The following is a 23,669-nucleotide window of genomic DNA, read 5'->3' as shown; positions in this document are numbered from 1 at the left end:
CCCGTCCCGGCAGCCGGTGGGGGCCGGCTGCGCACACGGCGACCGCCCCGGCCACGGGACCGCCCGGACGCGGCGACGCCCCGCCGGCCGGAGCCGACGGGGCGTCGCAGGTGACGGGATCGCGCAGCGATCAGAAGGGGTCGGGGTCGTTCGGCCCCTGCCGGGGGCCGGTGCCCTCGGCCAGCTCGCTGACACCGGCGTAGGGCTCGTGACGCTTGCCCACGTGCGCCTCGCGGTGCAGCCGCTCGATGAGGTGCGGGTAGTGCGCCTCGAACGCCGGGCGCTCCGACCGGATCCGCGGGATCTCGGTGAAGTTGTGCCGCGGCGGCGGCGAGGACGTGGCCCACTCCAGCGAGTTGCCGTGGCCCCAGGGGTCGTCGCGCAGCGCGAGCCGCCCGTACTTCCACGACTTCACCACGTTGTAGAGCCACGGGATGGTCGAGGCGCCGAGGATGAACGACCCGATCGTGGAGATCACGTGCAGGGTCGTGAAGCCGTCGGTGGGCAGGTAGTCGACGTACCGGCGCGGCATGCCCTCGGTGCCCAGCCAGTGCTGGACCAGGAACGTCGTGTGGAAGCCGATGAAGACCAGCCAGAAGTGCAGCTTGCCCAGCCGCTCGTCCATCATCCGGCCGCTCATCTTCGGGAACCAGAAGTAGATGCCGGCGTAGGCGGCGAACACCACGGTGCCGAAGACGACGTAGTGGAAGTGGGCGACGACGAAGTAGCTGTCGTTGACGTGCCAGTCCAGCGGCGGGCTGGCCAGGAGGACGCCGGTGAGGCCGCCGAGGAGGAAGGTCACCAGGAAGCCGATCGAGAACAGCATCGGCGTCTCGAAGGTCAGCTGGCCGCGCCACATGGTGCCGATCCAGTTGAAGAACTTGATGCCGGTGGGAACGGCGATCAGGTACGTCAGGAAGGCGAAGAACGGCAGCAGGACGGCACCGGTGGCGTACATGTGGTGCGCCCACACCGTCAGCGACAGGCCACCGATGAGCAGCGTCGCGCCGACCATGCCCTTGTAGCCGAACAGCGGCTTGCGCGAGAACACCGGGATGATCTCGGTGATGATGCCGAAGAACGGCAGCGCGATGATGTAGACCTCGGGGTGGCCGAAGAACCAGAACAGGTGCTGCCACAGCATCGGGCCGCCGTTCTCGTCGGAGAAGACGAGGGCGCCGAGGTTGCGGTCGGCCAGCATGCCGAGCAGCGCGGCGGTGAGGATCGGGAAGGCCAGCAGCACCAGCAGGCTGGTGACCAGCGTGTTCCAGGTAAAGATCGGCATCCGGAACAGGGTCATGCCCGGCGCGCGCAGGCAGACGATCGTGGCGGTGAAGTTGACCGCGCCGAGGATGGTGCCCAGACCGCTGACCGCCAGACCGGTGAACCACATGTTCACGCCGGCGCCGGGGGTGTGCACGACGTCGGAGAGCGGGGCGTAGGCGTACCAGCCGAAGTCGGCGGCGCCGCCGGGGGTCAGGAAGCCCGAGACGACGATGATGCTGCCGAAGAAGAACAGCCAGAACGAGAACGCGTTCAGCCGCGGGAACGCGACGTCGGGCGCACCGATCTGCAGCGGCATGATCAGGTTCGAGAACGCGAAGAACAACGGCGTCGCGAACATCAGCAGCATGATCGTGCCGTGCATCGTGACGAGCTGGTTGTACTGCTCCGGCGAGAGGAACTGCAGGCCGGGCTGCCCCAGCTCACCGCGGATCAGCATGGCCATGAAGCCACCCACGATGAACCAGGCGAAGGCGGTGGCCATGTACATCAGGCCGATGGTCTTGTGGTCCGTGGTCCGCAGCAGGTTCGAGAGCCGCGCACCCCGCTGGACCTCGCGAGCCGGGCTCGGCCGGCTCACGATCGGTGCAGGCGCGATCGTCACGGCCGCAGCTTAGACCGTGCGCGGCCGACCCGTCGGGGCCGACCGGGCGGGCGCGCCGGTCCGCCGAGCGCCCGGGGAGGGCCGTTACCGATCCGTCATGATCAATCCGGGTTTCCGCCCTGCTCAGGAGGGGAACAGGAGCGTCTGGCCCTGGAGATCCCAGGACGCCGGCCGCCTCGGCCAGCACTCACGGGAGGTCCACCGTGGAGATCCTCTGGAACATCATCGTCCTGATCGTGGTCGGCGCCATCGCCGGCTTCATCGCCCGCGCCGTCGTCCCCGGCAAGCAGTCCATGAGCGTGGGCATGACGATCGTGCTCGGCATCATCGGCTCGTTCGTCGGCAACCTGCTCGGCAGCCTGCTCAGCGGCAACGGCTTCGAGCTCGGCACGTCCGGCATCATCGGCTCGATCATCGGCGCCATCGTGGTGCTGCTGGTCTACGTGTTCGCCACGCGGGGACGCGCCCGCAGCACGCGCGTGTGACCTGCGGGGCCCGTTGACGGCCCCGCGGTGAGTCCTCCCGGAGGGGCCCGGCCGGATCGGCCGGGCCCCTCCGTGCGTCCGGGGGTCAGCCCGTCCAGGTGGTGACGTCGACGGCGAGGGTGACCCGCACCCGCGGCGGCAGACCGGCCACCGCCGCGGCCAGCCGGCCGGGCGCCAGGTGGCGGGCGTGCGGACCCATCCCCACCACCGCGGCGACGGCGCGGTGGTCGAGCTCGAGGTGCTCCCGGTGCGCCACCGCCCCCGCCGGCCGCAGGTGCGGCTCCAGCGAGCCCGCCAGCCGGGCGGCCTTGTCCGGGTCGACCCGCAGCAGCCCCAGCGGCCCGACGAGCTCGGCGAGGTGGTCCGGGGCCGGCGTCGCCACCACCAGCCGGCCACCGGGGCGCAGCACCCGGGCGGTCTCGGCCCCGTTGCGCGGGGCGAAGACCACCAGCACCCGGTCGACGACGCCGTCGCGCACGGGCAGCCGCGCCCAGGTGTCGGCGACGACGGCCAGTGCGCGCGGCGAGGCGCCGGCAGCGCGGCGGGCGGCGTAGCGCGAGGAGTCGAGCACCACGCCCACGGCCCCGGGCAGCCGCTCGAGCACCCCGGCGAGGTGGTGGCCGGTGCCGCCGCCGAGGTCGAGCACGGACCCGACCGGGTCTCCCTCCGCGGCGACGGCGTCGGCCAGCACGCGGGTCAGCCCGGCGTACGTGCCGGCCGCCAGCACCTCGGCCCGGTCGGCGACCATCTCCGCACTGTCGCCCGAGGGCGGGGTGTGCCCCGGGGGCAGCAGCGTGACGTGGCCCTGCCGCGCCCGGTCGAAGGAGTGCCCGGCCGGGCAGCGCAGGCCGGCGTCGCCGGGCAGGGCCGACAGGGGCGCCCCGCACACCGGGCAGGCCAGCAGCGCGACGGCGCCCGGCGGCCACGGTCGCCGGCTCACCGGGGGACGGGGTGGAACGTCACCGCGGTGAGCGCGCCGCGGTCGGCGACGGCGGTGAGGAAGGTGCCGTGGGGCTGGCGGCGGCGGTCGGTGGGCGACCCGGGGTTGAGCAGCCGCAGGCCGGTGCCGGTGGTGCTGTCCCACGGGATGTGGCTGTGGCCGAAGAACAGCACGTCGGTGTCGGGGAAGCGGGCGGCGCAGCGGCGCTCGCGGCCCTTCGCGTCGCCGGTCTCGTGGACGACGGCGATCCGCAGCCCCTCCACCTCGGCGCGGGCGACCTCCGGCAGTCGCTCGCGCAGCGGGCCGTGGTCGTTGTTGCCGTGGACGGCGAGCAGCCGGCGCGAGCGGGCCTCCAGCTGGTCCAGGAAGGCGACGTCGACCCAGTCGCCGGCGTGCACGACGAGGTCCGCCGCGTCGACGGCGTCCCAGAGGGAGTGGGGCAGGTCACGTGCGCGCCTGGGCAGGTGCGTGTCGGACGTCACCACCAGCGAGAGGGGCACCGGACCATCGTCGCAGGGCACTACGTTGCGTACGGCCGATGCCCCGGTCCACCCCCGCACGAGTCCCGAGGACCCACATGAGCCACCCGTCGTCCACGTCCGCGGACACCCCGGCCGCGGAGCCCTACGAGAAGCGCTGGTTGGCCCTCGGCGTCATCGCGATGACCGTCCTGCTGGTCATCCTCGACGCGACGATCGTCAACATCGCCCTGCCCGCCGTGTCCGCGCCCGAGTCCGAGGGCGGCCTGGACATCAGCGCCGCGACCCAGCAGTGGATCGTCACCGCCTACACCCTCACCTTCGGCGGCTTCCTGCTCCTCGGCGGCCGCATCGCCGACTTCTGGGGCCGCAAGCGCACCTACCTCGTCGGCGCGGCCGGCTTCGCCGTCGCCTCGGCGGTGGGCGGCCTCGCGCAGAACGAGGCCATGCTCTTCGGCGCCCGGGCGCTGCAGGGCGTCTTCGGCGCGCTGCTGGCGCCGGCCTCCCTGGCCCTGCTCACCGTGCTGTTCACCGACCCGAGGGAGCGGGCCAAGGCCTTCGGCGTCTACGGCGCGATCGCCGGTGGCGGGTCGGCGGTCGGGCTGCTGCTCGGCGGGGTGCTGACCGAGTACGCCGACTGGCGCTGGTGCTTCTGGGTCAACCTGCCGGTGGCGCTGCTGGCCATCGCGCTGGCCATCCCGATCGTCCCGGAGAGCAAGGCACCCGGGGACACGAGGTACGACATCCCCGGCGCCGTGCTGGTGACCCTGGGCCTCGCGTCGATCGTGTACGGGTTCACCCGGGTCGCCGAGGCGTCGCAGACCAACGCCGCCGAGACCGCGGCCGCCAACGCCCAGGCGGCCGCCCAGGGCAGTACCTCCCTGCTGACGCCCGAGAGCGGCTGGACCGACGGCCTGGCGTGGGTGTTCATCGTCGCCGGCCTGGTGCTGGTGGCGCTGTTCGTGCTGCTGGAGCTGCGCACCCGCAACCCGCTGCTGCCGATGCGCATCGTCCTCGACCGCAACCGCGGCGGCGCCTACCTGACCTCCACGCTGGTCGGCGCCGGGCTGATCGGGGCGTTCTTCTTCCTCAGCCTCTACTTCCAGCAGGTGCTCGGCTACACGCCGGTGCGGGCGGGGCTGGCCTCGCTGCCCACCACCCTCGGCGTCTTCGTCTCCGCCGGCGCCGCCAGCGCGCTCACCCCGCGGCTGGGCCCCAAGCCGCTGATGGTGGTCGGCGGACTGCTGGCCGCGGCCGGGCTGTTCACCCTGTCGTTCGTCGGGCTCGACACCAGCTTCTGGACCCTGCCCTTCCCCGGGCAGCTGCTGCTGGGCCTGGGCCTGGGCTTCACGTTCGTGCCGCTGTCCAACCTGGCGCTCGTGGGCGCCGGGGAGCAGGACGCCGGCGCCGCCAGCGCGGTGCTCAACGCCACCCAGCAGGTGGGCGCCTCGATCGGCACCGCCGTCCTCGCCTCGCTGTCGGTCGGTGCCATCAGCGCCTACACCGCGGACGCGCTGTCCTCGGGGGCGAACCCGCAGGACCCGACCGTGGGCCTGCAGGGCCAGGTGGAGGGCTACACGACGGCGTTCACCTGGGCGGCGGCCCTGCTGGTCGCCGGCTCGATCGTGGCCGGCCTGCTGATCAAGGCGACCAGGGACGACGTCCCCACCGGCGACGGCGTCGTCCACGTCGGCTGACGAAGGACCCCGCTGCCCCCCACGCCTCGCTCCGCTCGGCGCGGGCCCCTGCAGCGGGGCCGTTCCAGCCGGTCACCTGCGGGCTGCCATCGCCCGGAGCCGGGCGTTGTAGGCCTCGAGCTCGGCGTCGTCGGTGCGGGCGGCCACCCGGTCGATCCGGCGGCCGCGGCGCTCCTCCGAGCGCATCCAGCTCGCCAGGACGACGAGCAGGACGAGCACCGTCGGCAGCTCGCCGAAGGACCAGGCGATGCTGCCGGCGGTGTTCTGGTCGGTGAGCGGGTCGACGCCCCAGCCGGCCGGCGGGTCGGCGAAGGTCCGGACCACCAGCGACGACGACATCATGATCGCGACACCGAAGAAGGCGTGCAGCGGCATCGGGATGAGCAGCTCGAGCATCCGGCCGGCGTGGCCGACCTGCCGGGGCCACGGGTCCTGCGCCAGGATCGGCCCGAAGAACAGCAGCCCGGTCACGGTGAAGTGGGCGAGCATGAACTGGTGCCCGAGCGGGTCGCCCATGAGGGCGTCGAAGACGGGCGTGAAGTAGACGCCGTAGAGGCTCACCAGGAACAGCGGCAGCGTGAACAGCGGGTGCGAGAGGAAGCGGGCCACCCGGCTGTGCAGGGCGTCGAGCAGCAGCGCCCGCGGCACCCCGGCCACTCCCCTCCCCCGCGGCAGCGCCCGCAGCGCCAGGGTCACCGGGCGGCCGAGCAGCAGCAGCAGCGGTGCCACCATCGACAGCACCATGTGCTGGGCCATGTGCACGCTGAACAGCACCATGCTGTAGCCGTTCAGCCAGGTCCCGGTGACGGCGAACAGCGACAGGCAGCCGGCTCCCCACGACACCGTGCGCCACCACGGCCAGGCCACGCCCGTGCGGCGCAGCCGCACCGTGCCGACGAGGTAGGCGAGCAGGCCGAGCAGGGCGAGCACCGGCAGCACCGACCACGCGTCCAGGTGCGGCAGGAACAGCCGTCCCCACGTGGGTGGTTCGCCGGGCACCCACATGCCCGAGTGGTGCCCGTGCTCCACCTGTACCTCCGGTCCTCCGCGTCGCCCTCCACTGTCCCACCTGGTGAGGAGGTGGAACGGCCGTCCTTCAGGGTCCCGCGCCGAGCCTGCGAGGCGTGGGGGAAGGGTGGTCCTTCCTCAGTCGTGGACGGGGGCCTCGTGCCCGGCGTGCGCCTCGGCCTCGATCTGGAAGGTGCAGTGGGCGACGTCGAAGTGGTCGCCCAGGCAGCCCGACAGCGCGTCGAGCACCCGCCCGCCGTGGCCGGCGGCCAGCGCCTCGTCGGTGACGACGACGTGCGCCGACAGCACCGGCAGGCCCGAGGTGATCGTCCAGGCGTGCAGGTCGTGCACCCCGACGACGCCCTCCACCCGGAGGATGTGGGCGCGGACGGCGTCGAGGTCGACGTCGCGCGGTGCGGCCTCGAGCAGGACGTCGAGGGACTCCCGCAGCAGCGTCCAGGCCCGCGGCAGCACCAGGGCGGCGACCAGCAGGGCGGCGACGGTGTCGGCCGGCGTCCACCCGGTGAGGGCGACGACGGCGCCCGCGAGCAGCACCGCGACCGAGCCGAGCGCGTCGCCGAGCAGTTCCAGGTGGGCGCCGCGCACGGCCAGCGACCCGCGGCGGCGGTGCAGCAGGGCCAGCCCGGCGAGGTTGGCCAGCAGTCCCGCGGCGGCGACGACGAGCACCACCGCCGGGTCGATCTCCGGCGGGTCGCCGATGCGGCGGACGGCCTCGACGACCACCACGACCGCGACCCCGGCGAGCAGCAGCCCGTTGGCGACGGCGGCCAGGATCTCCACCCGCTGCCAGCCGAACGTGCGCCGGCCGCGGGCGGGGCGCTGGGCGAGGGTCACCGCACCGAGGGCCAGGCCGATCCCGAGCGCGTCGGTGGCCATGTGGCCGGCGTCGGCCAGCAGCGCCAGCGACCCGGACACCAGGGCGCCGACGACCTCGGCCGCGAGCACCGCGAGGGTGAGCAGGAGGACGGCCGCGAGCCGGCCGCGGGAGGCGCCGGCGGCGGTGCCGTGGTCGTGCCGGTGCCCGGCTCCCACCCGCCCCACCTCCCCTCGGTCTCCCCCCGCAGTGTCCCCGGACGGCGGCGCCCCCCTGCCCGGACCTGCCGGGAGGGGGCGCGCCGGGACGGGGTCCCGACCACGAGACGGCTACGCGACGGTGACGCCGCGCTCCTGCAGCCACGGGATCGGGTCGATCTTCTGCCCGTCGATGCCGCCGACGTGCACCTCGAAGTGCAGGTGCGGCCCGGTCGACTGACCGCGGTTGCCCAGCAGGGCGATGGTGTCGCCGGCGCGGACCACCTGGCCGGGCTGCACGAGGATCTCCTCCATGTGCCCGTAGACGGTGACGTCGCCGTTGTCGTGCTGGACGTAGACGGCGTTGCCGTACCCGCTGGCCGGGCCCGCCTCGAGGACGACGCCGTCGGCGGCCGCGTACTCGGGGGTGAGCATGGGGGCGGCGAGGTCGATGCCGGCGTGCAGGGTGCCCCAGCGGGCGCCGAACGTGCTGGTGAGCCGGCCGCCGGCCACGGGCAGGACGGCCTTCGGCCGGGCGGCCTCCGCGGCCGCGGCGGCGGCTGCCTCGGCGGCGACCCGGTCGGCCTCGGCCTGCGCCTGGGCGGCCGCGGCGGCCTCGGCCTCGCGGGCGTTGCGGCTGGCGGTCACCTCGCCGAGCGCGGCGGCGTCGGCCTGCGCGGCGGCCTCGGCGGACAGGTCCTCGCGGTCGAGGCCGAGCTCCTCGGCGACGCTGACCGAGTGGCTCACCGGCTCGGGGTCGTGGGCCCGGGCCACGCCGTCGCCGGCGGAGGTGGCGCCCACGGCCAGGGCGCCGACGAGCGCGGCGGCGAGGTAGAAGGCCGGGCGCCGGCGCGGCACCCGCAGCCGGGAGCGCCGAGGAGAGGTCGTGCCGGGCCCGTCGGCGGGGCGGACCTCCGCGGGCGGGGTGTCCTCGGTGGGTCCGGCGACGACGGCCAGCGCCTGGGCGTCGGCGGCCTCGACGAGCTCGGTGGTGTCGGCCACGGCGGTCACCGGCTCGGCCGCGAGGACCTCCTCGACGAGGTCGGCGGGCGCGGCGCCGCCGTCGCCCCGGGAGGGGTCGACGACGACGTTGCCGGTGAGGACGATGGTCCGGACCTCGAGGCCGCCCGCGTCGCGGGTCGGCGTGGACTCCCCGGTCGAGGACGTCTCCCCCGGACGTCCCTGCGGGGTCGTGCGCTGGGCCGCCGTCCCGCTCGGGGAGCGCCGCCGCGAGGGCGACGCCGCCGGAGCCGTGCGGAGGGTGCCGGCCGCGGTCGGTCGCGGGGCCGTCCCTCCGTCGAGGAGGCGGTCGTGGTGGAGCTCGGTCATGCACCTGACTTCCGTCGGGGACAGGGACGTCGTGCGGTGCCCGGGGGAGCGGGCGGGGCCCATGTAAACACGCCGTGATGTTTTCGTGATCTGACGACCGGGGTACAGACGGCCGTTGGTGTGGTGTCGGCCACGGGACGACGCGGACGTCTCTCCACGCAGCGGTTACCTCTGCTGACTCAGAGTGACCGACGCGCCGCATGGGTGCGCTGACCAGGCGCGACGAGGCTCACGTGGGGCAGGAGCCGGAAGCAGACCCCCTTGACGAGGACCCGAGGAGCCCACTCATGCGCGCAGTCACCTGGCACGGACGTGCCCACGTCCAGGTCGACACAGTCCCGGACCCGACGCTGCAGGAGGACACCGACGTCATCGTCGAGATCACCTCCAGCGGCATCTGCGGGTCGGACCTGCACCTGATCGAGGTGATGGCGCCGTTCATGTCCACCGGCGACGTCATGGGGCACGAGCCGATGGGGATCGTGCGCGAGGTCGGCTCCGCGGTGACCGCGGTGAAGCCCGGCGACCGCGTCGTCGTTCCGTTCAACATCTCGTGCAACACCTGCTGGATGTGCTCGCAGGGCCTGCAGTCGCAGTGCGAGACCACGCAGAACCGCGAGCAGGGCTTCGGCGCCTCGCTGTTCGGCTACACGAAGCTCTACGGGCAGGTGCCCGGCGGGCAGGCCGAGTACCTGCGGGTGCCCTTCGGCAACACGCTGCCGATCAAGGTCCCCGACGGGCCGTCCGACGACCGCTTCGTCTACCTCTCCGACGTGCTGCCCACCTCCTGGCAGGCGGTGCAGTACGCCGCGACCCCGCCCGGGGGCACGCTGCTGGTGCTCGGCCTCGGCCCGATCGGTGACATGTGCACCCGCATCGCCGCCCACCTGGGCCAGCGCGTCGTCGCCTCCGACGTCGTCCCCGAGCGGCTGGCCCGGGCCACCGCCCGCGGCACCGAGGTGATCCGCTCCACCGACCAGGACGACGTCGTCGGCGCGATCCGCGACCTGACCGACGGCCGCGGGCCGGACGCGGTCATCGACGCCGTCGGCATGGAGGCGCACGGCTCCCCCCTCGCGCAGATCGCCCAGAAGGCGAGCGCCGTCGTCCCCGACGCGATCATGGCGCCGGTGATGAAGGTCGCCGGCATCGACCGGCTGGCCGCCCTGAACACGGCGATCGAGGCCGTCCGGCGCGGCGGGACCATCTCGCTGTCCGGGGTCTACGGCGGGGCGACCGACCCGATGCCACTGTCGAAGATGTTCGACAAGCAGATCCAGCTGCGCATGGGCCAGGCCAACGTGTGGCGCTGGGTGCCCGACATCCTGCCGCTGCTGCTCGAGGGCGACCCGCTCGGCGTCGACGACTTCGCCACGCACCGCGTCCCGCTGGAGCAGGCGCCACAGGCCTACGCGGACTTCCGCGAGAAGAAGGACGGCGCGGTGAAGGTGCTGCTGCAGCCCTGACCGTGAGCAGGACCACCGGCCGCGCGGGGCATGTCCCGCGCGGCCGGCGCCTTGCCGTTGGATAGGACAACCACTCCGGACGACGACGTCCGCACCGCCCCGTCCGCCGTCGTCCCCAGGAGTCCCCCTCGTGCCCCGCGGTCTGCTCGCCCTCGCCATCGGCGCCTTCGGCATCGGCACCACCGAGTTCGTGGTGATGGGCATGCTGCCTGAGATCGCCGACGGCCTCGGCGTCTCGGTGTCGGCCGTCGGCCTGCTCATCTCCGCCTACGCGATCGGCGTCGTGCTCGGCGCCCCGACGCTGACCGCACTCGGGGTGCGCTTCCCGCCCCGGCAGACGCTGGTCGCGCTGATGGTCGTCTTCGTCGTCGGCAACGCGCTGTCGGCGCTGGCGCCCACCTACGAGACGCTGGTCGCCGCGCGGGTGCTCACCGCCCTGGCGCACGGCTCCTTCTTCGGCGTGGGGGCGGTGGCCGCGCGCCGGCTGGTCGCGCCCGAGCGGGCCACCCAGGCGATCTCGCTGATGATCACCGGCCTCACGCTGGCCAACGTCGTCGGCGTCCCCCTGGGCACGCTGGTCGCCCAGCAGCTGAGCTGGCGGCTGGTCCTCGGCGGCATCGCCGTCGTCGGGCTGGTCACCATCGCCGGGCTGCTGGCCTGGCTGCCGGCCGGTGTCGGCGAGCGCGGTGACCTGCGGTCGGAGCTGGCCGCGTTCCGCCGCGCGCAGGTGTGGCTGGTCCTGGCGCTGACCATGCTGGGGTTCGCCGCGCTGTTCGCCGTCTACAGCTACGTCACGCCGATCCTGACCGAGCTGGCCGGCCTGTCGGCGGGCTGGGTGACGCCGGTGCTGGCGCTGTTCGGCGTGGGCACCACCGTGGGCACGCTGGCCGGCGGGCGGCTGGGCGACCGCTTCGGGTTCGCCTTCGTCGCCGTCGGGCTGCTGACCACCGCCGGCCTGCTCGTGGCCTTCGCGCTGCTCGCCGGCACCCCGGCCGCCGCCGTCGTCCTGCTCGTGCTCTTCGGCACCGTCGCCTTCGCGATGGGCCCGGTGGTGCAGAACGGGGTCATCGAGGCCGCCCGGGTGCGCGGCGGGACGCTGGTGTCGGCGGCCAACCAGGCGGCGTTCAACGTGGCCAACGCGATCGGTGCCGCCCTCGGCGCGCTGGTCCTCTCCCTCGACCTCGGCTACACCGCGCCGATCTGGGTGGGTGCCGGGCTGGCCGTCGTCGGCACCGGCCTGGCGCTGCTCGTGCGGCGGGCCGACCTGCGCGAGCGCGCACGGGTCGACGCCGACGTCCGGCAGTGGCGCCGTGCGGTGGGCGACCGGCTCGACACGGCGGCCTGAGCGACGGCCCGACCCGACGGTCGGCCGCCGCCGGCACGGGTAGGAGGCGGGCATGACGACCGCCGACAGGTCAGGACAGTTCGCGCTCGGGGACCGCACGGTCCACCGCCTGGGCTACGGGGCCATGCAGCTGGCCGGGCCGCACGTCATGGGCCCGCCCGCGGACCGTGACGCCGCCGTCGCCGTGCTCCGCCGGGCCGTGGAGCTCGGCGTGGACCACCTCGACACCAGCGACTACTACGGCCCGCACGTCACCAACGAGATCATCCGCGAGGCGCTGCACCCCTACCCGGAGAACCTGACGATCGTCACCAAGGTCGGCGCGCGGCGGACCCCCGACGGCGGGTGGCCCGAGGCGCTCTCCCCCGAGGAGCTGCGCTCGGCGGTGCACGACAACCTCGAGCACCTCGGCGTCGACGTCCTCGACGTGGTGAACCTGCGGATGCCCGGCCAGGCCACCCCGGTCGAGCGGTCCCTGGCCGAGCCGTTCGGGGCGCTGGCGCAGATGCAGCAGGAGGGCCTGATCCGCCACCTCGGCGTCTCGCACGTGACGACGCAGCAGTTCGCCGAGGCGCGCGCGATCGCCCCGGTGGTGTGCGTGCAGAACCACTACAACCTCGTGCACCGCGACGACGACCCGCTGGTCGACGCGCTCGCCCACGAGGGCATCGCCTTCGTGCCCTACTTCCCGCTCGGCGGGTTCACCCCGCTGCAGTCGGCGGCGCTGGAGACCGTGGCCCGGCGGCTGGAGACCACGCCGATGCAGGTGGCGCTGACCTGGCTGCTCGCCCGCTCGCCCAACGTCCTGCTGATCCCGGGCACCGCGTCGGTGGCGCACCTGGAGGAGAACCTGCAGGCGGCGATGCGGGTGCTCGGGCCCGCCGAGCTCGAGGAGCTCGACCGGATCGGCGGCACCGGGGAGCCCGACGTCGACCTCTGAGCGCTCACCCGGCGACGCCCGCCCCGACCGGGCCGAGCACCCGGTCGAGGTGGGCGTTGCCGAGGACGCCGCCGGGGTCGAGCCGGGCCCGCAGCGCGGTGAACTCGGCGAACCGCGGGTAGCGGGCGGCCAGCGCGGCGGCGTCGAGGCCGTGCTGCTTGCCCCAGTGCGGCCGGCCACCGGCGGCGCCGGCGATCGCCTCGAACGCGTCGAAGAAGCCGCCGGGGTCGCTGCGCGCGGGGACGTGGACGGCGACGTAGGCGGTGTCGCGCCCGTACGCCGTCGACAGCGGGACGTCGTCGGCGGCGGCGACCCGCACCTCGACCGGGAACGGGACGCGCCACGGTCCGGCGTCGACCGCCCGGTGCAGCTCGGCGAGCACCGCGGGGGCGGCCTCCCGCGGGACCGCGTACTCCATCTCCCGGAACCGCACCCGCCGGCGGGAGACGAACACGCGGTGGCTCCGGTCGGTGTGGGTCCGCGTGCCCCACGCGCGCGCCGACAGCTCCGCCAGGGGCGGGACGAGCGCGGGCACGCGACGGCCGGCCGCGACGACGGCGGCGAACCCGGCGTTGGCCAGCACCTCCTCCTCCCACAGCGCCCGGGCCCGCGACAGCGGCGCCACCTCCGCCAGCGGCACCCGGGTGTTGCGCTTGAGCAGGCACCGGTCGGTGTGCGGGAACCAGTAGAACTCGACGTGGTCGGTGGAGGTGACGACCTCCTCGAAGGAGGCCAGCAGGTCCGGCAGCCGCGCCGGGCCCTCCTCGGCGCGCAGCGCGAAGGCGGGCACGGCCTGCACGGTCACGGCGGTCAGCACGCCGAGCGCGCCGAGCCCGACGCGGGCGGCGGAGAAGACGTCGGGGTGCTCGTCGGGGGAGCAGCGCAGCACGCCGCCGTCGGCGGTGACCAGTTCCAGCGCCCGCAGCTGGGTGGCCAGCCCGCCGAAGCGCGCCCCGGTGCCGTGCGTGCCGGTGGACACCGCGCCGGCGACGCTCTGCCGGTCGACGTCGCCGAGGTTGGTCAGCGCCCAGCCGCGGGCGGCGAGCTCGGCGTTCAGCCGGTGCAGCGGCATGCCGGCCTGCACGGTGACCAGGCCGGTGTCGTCGACGCCGAGCAGCGCGGCGTGCCGGTGGAGGGTGAGCGCGACGTCCTCCGGCCGGCCGATGCCGCTGAAGGAGTGGCCGCTGCCCAGCGCCGTCACCCGGCGGCCCGCGGCGGCCGCCGCCCGCACCTGCGCGGCGACCTCCTCCGTGCCGGCCGGGGCGAGGACGGTCAGCCCGCTCGCCCGCTGGTCGCCCGCCCAGTTGCGCCACGTGCCCGTGCGCGGGGTGCCGGTGCCCGTCACTCGTCCTCCCGGTGTCCGCGGCAGTCTGGCGGGCCCGGCGCCGCCCGTCGAGGGTCGCTGCTTGCCGCGGCCCCCACCGCCCGGGAGGCTCCCGGACCGTGACCGCCCGGGCCCGGCTCGACGCCGCCACCGCCGACCTCGACCCGCCGCTCGCCGTCGTCGACCTCGACGCGCTCGACGCCAACGCCGACGACCTGGTGCGCCGCGCGGGCGGGCGGCCGGTGCGGGTGGCGAGCAAGTCCGTCCGCTGCCGCGCGGTGCTGCGGCGGGTGCTGGCCCGGCCGGGATTCGCCGGCGTGCTCGCGTACTCCCTGGCCGAGGCGCTGTGGCTGGCCGGGGGCGAGGACCCGGTCAGCGACGACGTCGTCGTCGGCTACCCGTCGGCCGACCGGTCGGCGCTGCGCCGGCTGGTGGCCGACCCGGTGCTCGCCGCCCGGGTGACGCTGGTGGTCGACTCCCCCGACCACCTCGACCTGGTCGACGCGGTGGCCGCTCCCGGCACCCGGCCGCCGGTGCGGGTCTGCCTCGACCTCGACGCCTCGCTGCGCGCCGGGGGCGGGCGGGTGCACCTCGGGGTGCGCCGGTCGCCGGTGCACGACCCGGCCGGCGCGGCGGCGCTGGCGCGGACGGTGCACGACCGGCCCGGGTTCACCCTGGCCGGGCTCATGGCCTACGAGGCTCAGGTGGCCGGGGTGCCCGACGCGCCGCCCGGCCGGCCGCTGCGGGCCCTGGCGGTGCGCGGCGTGCAGGCGCTGTCGATGCGCGAGCTGGCCGGGCGGCGGGCCGCCGCGGTCGCCGCCGTCTCCGCGGTGGCGCCGCTGGAGTTCGTGAACGGCGGCGGCACCGGCAGCCTCGAGCGCACCGCGGCCGACCCCGCGGTGACCGAGCTGGCCGCCGGGTCGGGGCTGTACCTGCCGACGCTGTTCGACGGATACCGCGCCGTCCGCGGGGAGCCGGCGCTGCTGTTCGCGCTGGCGGTCACCCGCCGCCCGGCGCCGGGGATCGTCACCGTGGCGGGGGGCGGCTGGATCGCCTCCGGCCCGCCCGGCCCCGACCGCTCCCCGCGCCCGGTGCACCCGGCGGGGCTGCGGCTGCTCGGCACCGAGGGCGTCGGGGAGGTGCAGACGCCGCTGCGCGGTCCCGGGACCCGGGGGCTGGCGGTCGGCGACCGGGTGTGGTTCCGCCACGCCAAGGCCGGGGAGGTGTGCGAGCACGTCGACGTCCTGCACACCCTCGCCGGCGACCGGCTCACCGGCGCCGTCCCGACCTACCGCGGCGAGGGCCGCACGTTCGGGTGACGTACTGGAACGGCCCTCCTGCAGGGGCCCGCCGCGAGCGGAGCGAGCGGTGGGGGGCAGGAGGGCCCTTCATCAGTCGGCGTCGTTGGCGAGCCAGGCGCGGGCCTCGGCGGCCTCCTCCGGGGTGAGCCCGCCCGAACCCTCCGGGTGGTCGACCTGGGCGTCGATCCAGCGGCGGTGCGCCTCCCACGCCGACTGGCGGGTGGCGCCGAGCGCGCGGCCGATCTGCGCCCAGGACGCGCCGGTGGTCCGTGCCGTGCGCACGGTGAGCTGCCGGCCCTGTGCGGCGCGGCGGACGATCACCTCGCCGAGGGCCAGCAGCTCCAGCGCCTCGTCGCGGTCCAGCGGTCGCGGGCCGGTGGGGTCGTCGGGGTCGGCCAGCGAGTCGCGGGCGCGCAGCTCGTCGTAGCGGCGGACGGCGCCGGCGAGGGTGGTCCGGCGCTCGAGGTCGTCGACGTCCATGACCCAGCGTATGTCAGGACGACCTGACGGAGCCTCACCGCGCCCGGGCGACCCGGGCCTCGTCGAACACCGGCTCGGCCGACTCGTACACCCGCCCGTCGGCGCCGAAGACGAGGAACCGGTCGAACGAGCGGGCGAACCAGCGGTCGTGGGTGACGGCGAGCACCGTGCCGTCGAAGGCCGCGAGCGCCTCCTCCAGCGACTCGGCCGACAGCACGTCGAGGTTGTCGGTCGGCTCGTCGAGCAGCAGCAGCGTGGCGCCCGACAGCTCGAGCACGAGGATCTGGAACCGCGCCTGCTGCCCGCCCGACATGGTCCGGAACGGCTGGTCGGCGGAGTCGGTGAGCCCGTAGCGGCGCAGCACCGCCATCGCCCGGCCGCGGTCGACCCCCGGCCGTCCGGGCTCGCCGTGCCAGAGCAGGTCCACCGGCGTGCGGTCGAGCCACTCGGGGTGGGCGTGGGTCTGGGCGAAGAACCCGGGGAGGACGCGGGCGCCGAGCCGCCAGGACCCGGTGTGCGCGACGTCCTGCCCGGCCAGCAGCCGCAGGAAGTGCGACTTGCCCGCCCCGTTCGCCCCCAGCACGCCGACCCGGTCGCCGTACCAGACCTCCAGGTCGAACGGCTGCATCAGCCCGGTCAGCTCCAGCTGCTCGGCCACGACCGCGCGCTGTCCGGTACGGCCGCCGCGCAGCCGCATGGCCACCTTCTGCTCCGGCGGGCGGTCCGGCGGCGGGCCGGCGGCCTCGAACTTCGCCAGCCGCGTCTGCATCGCCCGGTAGCGCGAGGCCATGTCCGGCGAGTTGGCGGCCTGCTGCTGCAGCGTGCGCACCAGGTCGACGAGCCGCTGGTGCTCCTCGTCCCACCGCAGCCGCAGCTCCGCCATCCGCTCGTGCCGCGCCGCGCGGGCCTCCGGGTAGCTCGCGAACCCGCCGCCGTGCACCCACGCCGTCCCGCCCTCGACGGTGACCACCCGGTCGGCGACCCGGGAGAGCAGCTCGCGGTCGTGGCTGACGAACAGCACCGTCTTGCGGGTCTCGAGCAGCCGCTCCTCCAGCCAGCGCTTGCCCGGGACGTCGAGGTAGTTGTCCGGCTCGTCGAGCAGCAGCACCTCCTCGGGCCCGCGCAGCAGCGCCTCCAGCGCCAGGCGCTTCTGCTCACCGCCCGACAGCGTCGACAGCTCGCGGTACTTGCACCGGTCGTAGGGCACGCCCAGGGCCGCGACGGTCACGGTGTCCCAGGTGACCTCGGCGTCGTACCCGCCGGCGTCGCCCCACTGCGCGAGCGCGTCGGCGTAGGCCAGCTGCGCGGGCTCGTCGTCGGTCTCCATGAGGACGAGCTCGGCGGCCTCGACGGCGTCCCACGCGGCGCGCACCGCCGGCGCGGACAGCCCGACGAGGAAGCGCTGCACGGTGGTGTCGTCGCGCACCGAGCCGACGAACTGCCGCATGACGCCGAGACCGCCGCTGCGGGCGACGGCGCCCGCCTCGGGGACGAGGTCCCCCGCGATGATCCGCAGCAGCGTCGTCTTCCCGGCGCCGTTCTCCCCGACCAGCGCCGCGCGGGCGCCCTCGCCGACGCGGAAGGAGACGTCGTCCAGCAGCACCCGGCCGTCCGGCAGCGTGTGCCGGACCCCGCTCACGTCGACGTAGCCCACCGGCTCATCGTCGGCGACGGGGCAAGCGGATTCAGCCGACCGACTCCAGGCGGGTGCGCGCCAGCCGCTCGACCATCTCCGGCAGCGCGGTGACCGGGACGCCGCTGAGGTCGCGGCGGCAGGAGGCGACCACCGTGCCGATCACCTGGGGCCGCAGCCGCGGCCGGAACTCCTCCACGAGACGGGCCACCGCCTCGTCGACGGAGGTGTCGGTGACGGGGGCGACGTACTCGGAGGTCGCGGTCATGCGCAGGCGGGCCTCTCGTGTGGCCGGTCCGGGGTCGGCGTCCAGCGTGGCGGGGCACCGCCCGCCGGACCAGGGACCAAGGGCCCACGGGGGGCGGCGGCCGGTCAGGTCGCGAAGAAGGCGTTGCCGCCGGAGGAGGTGACCGCCGCGGCGTCGCGGAGCAGTGCGGCGAGCTCACCGGTGTCGACGCGGTCGAGGGAGGAGAAGCGGATGCAGCTCTTCCCGCAGGACACCGTGCCGAGGCGCGCGGCACGGGCCTCGGGCAGGTACTCCCCGTCGACGACGGCGCAGACGTACAGCGACAGGTGCCGCTTCTGCGCGGCGAGGGCGACCAGCGGCCACCGCGTCGTCTCCTTCGCCGACCGCGGCCGGTAGGGCATCAGCCCGTAGCCCAGCACGTGCCCGGAGCCGGCGGGGACGAGCTGCCGGTCGAGGCCGGGCGCGGCCTCCCGCACCAGCGCGTCGACGCGGCGCAGCTCGTCGGCGCGCGGGCCGGCGGCGGCGAACCACTCCTCCACCGGGTCGGTCACGACGGCCTCCTCACTGCAGCACCAGGGACAGCACCGTCGCGCCGGCGGCCAGCACCAGCGCGAGGACGACGATCGCGGCCACGAGTCGCCGTCGCCGCTCGGCCCCGGGGCCGCCGGCCCCGCCCATGCCCATCACGCCCGCGACGCTAGCCGCCGGGACCGACGGGACGGGCGGGTCGCCGTCCCCAGAGCAGCGTGTCGACGGCGGTCCCGGCCGGGGTCCCGCGGGGCACCGGCCCGAGCCGGTCGACGTCGAGCAGGGCGGCCACCGGCGCCAGGCGGGCGGCGCTGTGCAGGATCGCGGGGTCCTGCGGGCCGCCGGTCCCGTGCGCGAGGTTGTCCACGTCGTGGCCGAGCAGCAGGAACCGCCCGCCGGGGCGCAGCCAGCCGACGGCGCGCCGCAGCAGGCCGGTCATCGCGGGGTCGGGCAGGTGCAGGTAGGCGACCAGCACGAGGTCCAGCGAGTCCGGGGAGGTGGACCAGCCGGTGACGTCGGCGGTGACCCAGTTGACGCGGCCGGCGTCCGGCTGCGCCCGCCCCCGGGCCAGGCCGGTGGCGGAGAAGTCCACCGCGGTCACCCGCCAGCCGAGCCGCATCAGCCACAGCGCGTGCCGCCCCTCCCCCGCGGCCAGGTCGACCGCCGCACCCGGCGGCAGGCCGCCCACCAGCTCGGCCACCAGGGCGTTGGGCTCCCCCGACCACTGCTGCCGCTCGGCGTAGCGCGCGTCCCAGTCCTCCGCCTGCACGGGCGGCAGTGTGGCAGCGCCCCGGCCCGGCGTGCGGGCGGTGCGCAGCCGGGCCACGCTGGTCGGGGTGAGCACGGTCCGGCTGGCGCCGTTCGAGCCGGAGCACCTCCCCGGGCTGCTGCCGTGGTTCGACGACCCGGAGACGCAGCGCCGGCTGGGCGGGCGCGACTGGCCCGCGCGGGAGTTCGCGCTGCGCAGCACGGTGTGGACCGACGAGTTCCGCGGCCGGCGGGTGCTGCGCTCGTGCACCTTCGTCGCCCTCGACGACGACGGCGTGGTGGTCGCCCAGGTCGGCGGCGACGTCTACGACCGCTGGACGGTGTGGGACCCGGCGACCGAGCGGGTGCTCGCGACCGACCCCCGCCGGACGATGGGCGCGGCCTACGTCGTCGCGCCGTCCCGCCGCGGCCGCGGGATCGGCGCGGCGACGCTGCGGGCCCTGGTCGCCGCGCCGGAGACCGCCGACGTCGAGCAGTTCGTCCTCGGCATCGAGCCGGACAACACCGCGAGCCTGCGCGCGGCGGCCGCCGCGGGGTTCACCGCGCTGACCACCGAGCCCGACGCGGAGGACGTGGTCTACCGGCACCTGGTGCGCTGAGGCCCGCTGCCGTCGGCGGGCCGTGGCAGGGTCGCGCCATGACGACGCCGCAGGTCCCGCCGCAGGAGGTCGCGCTGCTGCGGCTGGTGGCCCAGCGGGTCGCCGGGCCGCCGTTCCCCGACGCCGCGGCCGCCGTCCGGGGACTGCTGGCCGTGCAGGGCCAGGACTGCCCCGGGGCGCTGACGTCGGTGGCGCTGCGCACCGCCGACCGGTCGCGGGCCGGTGTCGAGGCGGCGCTGGCCGACGGGAGCGTCGTCCGCTCGTGGCCGATGCGCGGCACGCTGCACCTGACCCCCGCCGAGGACCTGCCCTGGATGCTCGACCTGCTCGGCGCCCGCGCGCTGGCCGGCGCGGCCAAGCGGCGCGCGGTCGTCGGCCTGACCGAGGCCGACCTCGAGCGGTCGCGGGAGACGGCGGTGGCCGCGCTCTCCGGCGGCCGGCGGCTGGGCCGCCGGGACCTGCTGGCCGCGCTGGCCGACGGCGGCTGCGACGTCGCCGGCCAGAAGGGCTACCACACGCTCTGGTACCTCGCGCAGACCGGGACGCTCGTCCTCGGCCCGCCCGAGGGCACCGACCAGGCCTTCGTGCTGCTCGCCGAGTGGATCCGCCGGCCCCGGCGACTCGCCGGCGAGGAGGCGCTGGCCGAGCTGGCGCTGCGCTTCTTCACCGGGCACGGGCCGGCCGGCGTCGCCGACCTGGTCCGCTGGGCCGGGACGACGGTGCGCGACGCCCGGGCCGGGCTCGCCCTGGTGCGCGACCGGCTGGCGGCGGTCGACGTCGGCGGCACCGAGATGCTGATGGACCCGGACACGCCCGACCGGCTGGCCGGCTGCCGCGCCGAGGCCGCGGGGCTGCACCTGCTGCCGGGCTTCGACGAGATCGTCCTCGGCTACGCCGACCGCACCTGCACCGTGCCGGCCGAGCACGCCGACCGGATCGTGCCCGGCGGCAACGGCGTCTTCCGCCCGACCGTCGTCACCGGCGGGTGCGCGGTGGGCACGTGGCGGTGGACCGGGACCGGCGCGCGGCGGACGGTGACCGTCGAGCCGTTCACCACGCTGCCCGACGGCGTCGCCGAGCAGGTGCCCGCGCTGGCCGCCGCGCTGCCCTGAGCGCCCGCACTGCCCGCGTTCGTCGTGCACCGCGGGCGCTGCAGGACCGGCAGTGCACGAGGAACACCGGCACAGCGCACCCGGGCGCGGTCGCGGGTGACCGGCCGCCGCAGCAGGGTGGGCGCATGGAGTACACGCGGTTGGGCGCCACCGGGCTCGAGGTGTCGCGGATCTGCCTGGGGATGATGAGCTTCGGCGAGCCGGGGCGCGGGATGACGCCGTGGAGCCTGCCCGAGGACGAGGCGATGCCGCTGGTCCGGAAGGCGCTCGAGGCCGGCGTGACCTTCCTCGACACCGCCAACGTCTACTCGGCCGGCTCCAGCGAGGAGATCACCGGGCGGGCGATCCGCGAGTTCACCACCCGCGACGACGTCGTCCTGGCCACCAAGGTGCACGGCCGGATGCGCCCGGGCCCCAACGGCGGCGGGCTGTCGCGGGTGGCCGTCCTGCGGGAGCTCGAGGCGAGCCTGCGGCGGCTGCAGGTCGACCACGTCGACCTCTACCAGATCCACCGCTGGGACCCGGCCACGCCGATCGAGGAGACCCTCGAGGCGCTGGACTCGGCCGTCCGCTCCGGCAAGGTGCGCTACCTGGGCGCGAGCAGCATGTGGGCCTGGCAGTTCAGCAAGGCGCTGTACACCGCCGGCGAGCACGGCTGGCACCGATTCGTCTCGATGCAGGACCACTACAACCTGCTCAACCGCGAGGAGGAGCGGGAGATGCTGCCGCTGTGCGCCGACCAGGGCATCGGCGTGGTGCCGTGGAGCCCGCTGGCCCGCGGCCGGCTCACCCGCGACTGGGACGAGACGACGCACCGCTCGGAGAACGACGCGTTCGGCAGCCGCCTCTACGACGAGCGCAGCGACCGCGCGGTCGTCGAGGCGGTGGCCGACGTGGCCGGCGAACGCGGCGTCCCCCGCGCGCAGGTGGCGCTCGCCTGGCTGCTGGCCAAGCCGGTGGTCACCGCACCCATCGTCGGCGTCACGAGGGCGGCGCACCTCGACGACGCCGTCGCCGCCGTCGACCTGCACCTCACCGACGACGAGGTCAGCCGGCTCGAGGCGCCCTACCGCCCGCACGCCGTCGCCGGCTTCTGAGCCGCCGGTACTCCCGCAGCACCAGGACGACGATCGCGAGGTCGAGCACGGCCGCGACCCCCAGCGTCCACGAGCCGTGGTCCAGCGCGCGGTGGGCCTCGTAGGCGCAGAACACCCCGAGGACACCGACGGCGACGGGGTACGCGGGCAGCACCTCCCGCAGCAGGGCGACGACGAGGCCGAGCTTCACCAGGCCGTGCAGCGTCAGGTACACGACGGCGAAGGTCCGGTCGCGCCCGGCCAGGTCGGCCTCCCCGGCGGCGAAGCGCTCGGCCAGGCCGCCGGCCGGGCTGCCGAGGAGGTGGTGGGTGACGACCGCGCGGGTCAGCTCGCCGAGCCCGCGCGGACCCACCGCCAGCAGCGCCACCCCGGCGAGCAGTTCCACCGCGCCGTCGAGTCCCTTGACGTACAGCGCGGCCCGCAGCAGCCGGTCGGTGGTCGTGCCGGGCATGCTCCCGGTCCCGGGCGGGCCGCGTCCAGCGCCGTCAGAGCCGGTCGGCCAGCTCCTCGAGGTCGTCGAGCACCAGGCCGGCGCCGAGCGGGCCGAGGCCGAGGAACCAGCGGTCGTCGTCGACGGCGACCGAGCGCCCCTGCGCCACCGCGGGGATCGACTGCCACAGCGGCCCGCCGGTGACCTGCCCGGCCGCCGTCGCGCCCTCCTGCCCGTAGGCGCCGTAGAAGAGCAGGTCGCCGTCGGCCTGCGTCACCTGCTCGGGCGAGACCTCGACGAAGGTCTCGGCGGTGCGCTGCACCGGCGGCCGGGCGAAGCCGACGTCGGCCAGCACCGACCCGATGAAGGACCCCTCGCCGTAGAGGCGCACCAGCGTGCCGTCGAGGAAGCGGGCGACGCTGACCTCGGTGGCCGCCGGGTCGCCGTAGCGCGCGCCGACCTCCTCGGCCCGGGCGGTGTAGGCGTCCAGCAGCTCCTGGGCCTCCCGGGCGCGGCCCAGCGCCTCCCCGGCCAGCAGCAGGTTCTCCTGCCAGCTCTCGCCGATCGCCTCGGCGAAGACCGTGGGCGCGATCCCCGCGAGCTGCTCGTAGACGTCGGCGTGCCGCACCGCGTTGGACAGGATCAGGTCGGGCTCGAGCGCCGCGATCGCCTCCAGGTCCGGCTCGGCGATGGTGCCGACGGCGGCGATGTCGGCGGGGTCGGCGCCGGCGGCGGTCACGAACCCGGGCAGCTCGTCGCTGACGTCGGTGCGGACCGCCCCGACCGGCGTCACGCCGAGCGCCAGGGCGGCGTCGAGCTCACCGGTGTCCAGGACGACGACCCGCTCCGGCTCGCCGGCGATCTCGGTCTCCCCCATCGCGTGCTCGACCGTGCGCGTCTCCTCGGCGGGCGCCGCCCCGGCCTCCGCCTCGGCCTCCGTCGACCCGCAGCCGCTGAGCAGAGCCAGCGCCAGCACCGCACCGGCTCCCCGGCCACGGCCGGTCCGTCCCCAGAGCACCACTGCCCTCCTCCCGGCACCGGACCACCCGGCACCACGGAGAACTTAGGACAGCCTCACCAAAGGGGCCGACGTCACCCCTTCCGCTCGACCAGGAAGACGGGGATCACGCGGTCGGTCCGCTCCTGGTACTCGGCGTAGGGCGGGTACGCGGCGACCGCGCGCTCCCACCAGACGGCCCGCTCCTCGCCGCCGATCTCGCGCGCGACGCCGTCCCACGGCTCCGGGCCGTCCTGCACGGTCACCTGGTCGGGGTGGGCGCGCAGGTTGGCCACCCAGGCCGGGTCCCGCGGCGCCCCGCCCTGCGAGCCGACCATCGCGTACACGCCGTCGTGCTCCACGCGCATGAGCGGCTGCTTGCGCACCTTGCCCGTCCGCGCGCCCCGGGTCGTGAAGATCGCGACCGGCAGCCCGGTGTCGCGCAGCGTGTTGGCCTCCCGGCCCCCGGTGGCCTCGTAGCGCTCCACCTGCTCGCGGACCCAGCCCTGCGTGCTCGGCTCGTACTCCCCCTCGAGTGGCATGT

The 23,669-nt window shown here is 75.5% G+C and carries 25 protein-coding genes; 9 read left to right on the top strand and 16 right to left on the bottom strand.

The window, feature by feature from the left end:
• Window positions 1–130: 130 nt before the first annotated feature.
• Complete coding sequence (ctaD, locus tag ACI8AD_RS09690) at window positions 131–1,888, bottom strand: aa3-type cytochrome oxidase subunit I (RefSeq protein ID WP_456870321.1); 1,758 nt, start codon at window positions 1,886–1,888, stop codon at window positions 131–133.
• Window positions 1,889–2,091: 203 nt separating this feature from the next.
• Here ctaD and ACI8AD_RS09685 point away from each other — a divergent pair, with 203 nt between their 5' ends.
• The gene (locus tag ACI8AD_RS09685; RefSeq protein ID WP_456870320.1) at window positions 2,092–2,373 is read left to right on the top strand and encodes a GlsB/YeaQ/YmgE family stress response membrane protein; all 282 of its coding nucleotides are present in this window, start codon (window positions 2,092–2,094) and stop codon (window positions 2,371–2,373) included.
• Between the two features lie 85 nt (window positions 2,374–2,458).
• On the opposite strand, the gene ACI8AD_RS09680 is transcribed toward ACI8AD_RS09685, so the two are convergent.
• Window positions 2,459–3,313 carry a putative RNA methyltransferase gene (locus ACI8AD_RS09680; protein ID WP_456870319.1) on the bottom strand — a complete coding sequence of 285 codons (855 nt, stop codon included), beginning with the start codon at window positions 3,311–3,313 and terminating at the stop codon, window positions 2,459–2,461.
• Window positions 3,310–3,813, bottom strand: a complete 504-nt coding sequence (locus ACI8AD_RS09675) for a metallophosphoesterase family protein (protein ID WP_456870318.1) — start codon at window positions 3,811–3,813, stop codon at window positions 3,310–3,312. Before ACI8AD_RS09675 ends, ACI8AD_RS09680 begins: the two co-directional genes overlap by 4 nt.
• 77 nt (window positions 3,814–3,890) lie before the next feature.
• Here ACI8AD_RS09675 and ACI8AD_RS09670 point away from each other — a divergent pair, with 77 nt between their 5' ends.
• Window positions 3,891–5,489, top strand: coding sequence for an MFS transporter (locus tag ACI8AD_RS09670; RefSeq protein WP_456870317.1), 1,599 nt, complete (start codon window positions 3,891–3,893; stop codon window positions 5,487–5,489).
• A 72-nt stretch (window positions 5,490–5,561) separates the two neighbouring features.
• Here the strand turns inward: ACI8AD_RS09670 and ACI8AD_RS09665 are convergent, their stop codons facing one another.
• From ACI8AD_RS09665 to ACI8AD_RS09655, 3 genes are all read right to left on the bottom strand, one after another.
• On the bottom strand, window positions 5,562–6,518 hold the full coding sequence (locus ACI8AD_RS09665) for a cytochrome c oxidase assembly protein (RefSeq protein WP_456870316.1): 957 nt from the start codon (window positions 6,516–6,518) through the stop codon (window positions 5,562–5,564).
• Between the two features lie 117 nt (window positions 6,519–6,635).
• On the bottom strand, window positions 6,636–7,550 hold the full coding sequence (locus tag ACI8AD_RS09660) for a cation diffusion facilitator family transporter (protein ID WP_456870315.1): 915 nt from the start codon (window positions 7,548–7,550) through the stop codon (window positions 6,636–6,638).
• A 111-nt stretch (window positions 7,551–7,661) separates the two neighbouring features.
• On the bottom strand, window positions 7,662–8,858 hold the full coding sequence (locus ACI8AD_RS09655; protein WP_456870314.1) for a peptidoglycan DD-metalloendopeptidase family protein: 1,197 nt from the start codon (window positions 8,856–8,858) through the stop codon (window positions 7,662–7,664).
• 287 nt (window positions 8,859–9,145) lie between these two features.
• Here ACI8AD_RS09655 and ACI8AD_RS09650 point away from each other — a divergent pair, with 287 nt between their 5' ends.
• From ACI8AD_RS09650 to ACI8AD_RS09640, 3 genes are all read left to right on the top strand, one after another.
• Complete coding sequence (locus ACI8AD_RS09650) at window positions 9,146–10,324, top strand: alcohol dehydrogenase catalytic domain-containing protein (RefSeq protein ID WP_456870313.1); 1,179 nt, start codon at window positions 9,146–9,148, stop codon at window positions 10,322–10,324.
• Window positions 10,325–10,454: 130 nt separating this feature from the next.
• Window positions 10,455–11,669 carry an MFS transporter gene (locus ACI8AD_RS09645; protein ID WP_456870312.1) on the top strand — a complete coding sequence of 405 codons (1,215 nt, stop codon included), beginning with the start codon at window positions 10,455–10,457 and terminating at the stop codon, window positions 11,667–11,669.
• Between the two features lie 52 nt (window positions 11,670–11,721).
• Window positions 11,722–12,609, top strand: a complete 888-nt coding sequence (locus ACI8AD_RS09640) for an aldo/keto reductase family oxidoreductase (RefSeq protein WP_456870311.1) — start codon at window positions 11,722–11,724, stop codon at window positions 12,607–12,609.
• A gap of 4 nt (window positions 12,610–12,613) precedes the next feature.
• On the opposite strand, the gene ACI8AD_RS09635 is transcribed toward ACI8AD_RS09640, so the two are convergent.
• On the bottom strand, window positions 12,614–13,954 hold the full coding sequence (locus tag ACI8AD_RS09635; RefSeq protein WP_456870310.1) for a D-arabinono-1,4-lactone oxidase: 1,341 nt from the start codon (window positions 13,952–13,954) through the stop codon (window positions 12,614–12,616).
• 98 nt (window positions 13,955–14,052) lie between these two features.
• On the opposite strand from ACI8AD_RS09635, the gene ACI8AD_RS09630 reads away from it, so the two are divergent.
• Window positions 14,053–15,252 (top strand): amino acid deaminase/aldolase, encoded by a 1,200-nt coding sequence (locus ACI8AD_RS09630; RefSeq protein ID WP_456870309.1) that lies wholly within the window; start codon window positions 14,053–14,055, stop codon window positions 15,250–15,252.
• Between the two features lie 72 nt (window positions 15,253–15,324).
• Here ACI8AD_RS09630 and ACI8AD_RS09625 read toward each other — a convergent pair whose 3' ends face one another.
• The 6 genes from ACI8AD_RS09625 to ACI8AD_RS09600 form a co-directional block, all read right to left on the bottom strand.
• Window positions 15,325–15,714 carry a hypothetical protein gene (locus ACI8AD_RS09625; RefSeq protein ID WP_456870308.1) on the bottom strand — a complete coding sequence of 130 codons (390 nt, stop codon included), beginning with the start codon at window positions 15,712–15,714 and terminating at the stop codon, window positions 15,325–15,327.
• Window positions 15,715–15,748: 34 nt separating this feature from the next.
• Window positions 15,749–17,368 carry an ABC-F family ATP-binding cassette domain-containing protein gene (locus ACI8AD_RS09620; protein WP_456870307.1) on the bottom strand — a complete coding sequence of 540 codons (1,620 nt, stop codon included), beginning with the start codon at window positions 17,366–17,368 and terminating at the stop codon, window positions 15,749–15,751.
• 31 nt (window positions 17,369–17,399) lie between these two features.
• A complete protein-coding gene (locus tag ACI8AD_RS09615) occupies window positions 17,400–17,615 on the bottom strand; it encodes a three-helix bundle dimerization domain-containing protein (protein ID WP_456870306.1) in 216 nt (71 codons plus the stop codon).
• 104 nt (window positions 17,616–17,719) lie between these two features.
• On the bottom strand, window positions 17,720–18,145 hold the full coding sequence (locus tag ACI8AD_RS09610; protein WP_456870305.1) for a DUF1801 domain-containing protein: 426 nt from the start codon (window positions 18,143–18,145) through the stop codon (window positions 17,720–17,722).
• Window positions 18,146–18,155: 10 nt separating this feature from the next.
• A complete protein-coding gene (locus ACI8AD_RS09605; RefSeq protein ID WP_456870304.1) occupies window positions 18,156–18,281 on the bottom strand; it encodes a hypothetical protein in 126 nt (41 codons plus the stop codon).
• Between the two features lie 10 nt (window positions 18,282–18,291).
• A complete protein-coding gene (locus tag ACI8AD_RS09600; protein ID WP_456870303.1) occupies window positions 18,292–18,891 on the bottom strand; it encodes a class I SAM-dependent methyltransferase in 600 nt (199 codons plus the stop codon).
• Window positions 18,892–18,958: 67 nt separating this feature from the next.
• On the opposite strand from ACI8AD_RS09600, the gene ACI8AD_RS09595 reads away from it, so the two are divergent.
• The 3 genes from ACI8AD_RS09595 (at window position 18,959) to ACI8AD_RS09585 (ending at window position 21,698) form a co-directional block, all read left to right on the top strand.
• A complete protein-coding gene (locus ACI8AD_RS09595; RefSeq protein ID WP_456870302.1) occupies window positions 18,959–19,489 on the top strand; it encodes a GNAT family N-acetyltransferase in 531 nt (176 codons plus the stop codon).
• Between the two features lie 38 nt (window positions 19,490–19,527).
• On the top strand, window positions 19,528–20,601 hold the full coding sequence (locus ACI8AD_RS09590) for a winged helix DNA-binding domain-containing protein (RefSeq protein ID WP_456870301.1): 1,074 nt from the start codon (window positions 19,528–19,530) through the stop codon (window positions 20,599–20,601).
• Window positions 20,602–20,726: 125 nt separating this feature from the next.
• On the top strand, window positions 20,727–21,698 hold the full coding sequence (locus tag ACI8AD_RS09585; protein ID WP_456870300.1) for an aldo/keto reductase: 972 nt from the start codon (window positions 20,727–20,729) through the stop codon (window positions 21,696–21,698).
• On the opposite strand, the gene ACI8AD_RS09580 is transcribed toward ACI8AD_RS09585, so the two are convergent.
• From ACI8AD_RS09580 to ACI8AD_RS09570, 3 genes are all read right to left on the bottom strand, one after another.
• Window positions 21,649–22,149, bottom strand: coding sequence for a DUF2127 domain-containing protein (locus ACI8AD_RS09580; RefSeq protein WP_456870299.1), 501 nt, complete (start codon window positions 22,147–22,149; stop codon window positions 21,649–21,651). The genes ACI8AD_RS09585 and ACI8AD_RS09580 overlap by 50 nt on opposite strands.
• A 34-nt stretch (window positions 22,150–22,183) precedes the next feature.
• Complete coding sequence (locus tag ACI8AD_RS09575; protein WP_456870298.1) at window positions 22,184–23,146, bottom strand: ABC transporter substrate-binding protein; 963 nt, start codon at window positions 23,144–23,146, stop codon at window positions 22,184–22,186.
• 74 nt (window positions 23,147–23,220) lie between these two features.
• A complete protein-coding gene (locus tag ACI8AD_RS09570; protein WP_456870297.1) occupies window positions 23,221–23,667 on the bottom strand; it encodes a nitroreductase family deazaflavin-dependent oxidoreductase in 447 nt (148 codons plus the stop codon).
• Between the last annotated feature and the right edge of the window lie 2 nt (window positions 23,668–23,669).

The sequence above is a fragment of the Geodermatophilus sp. SYSU D00766 genome, from assembly GCF_054049915.1.
The sequence above is the reverse complement of the archived record's forward strand: the minus strand, read 5'-3'. Positions and strand labels throughout refer to the sequence as shown.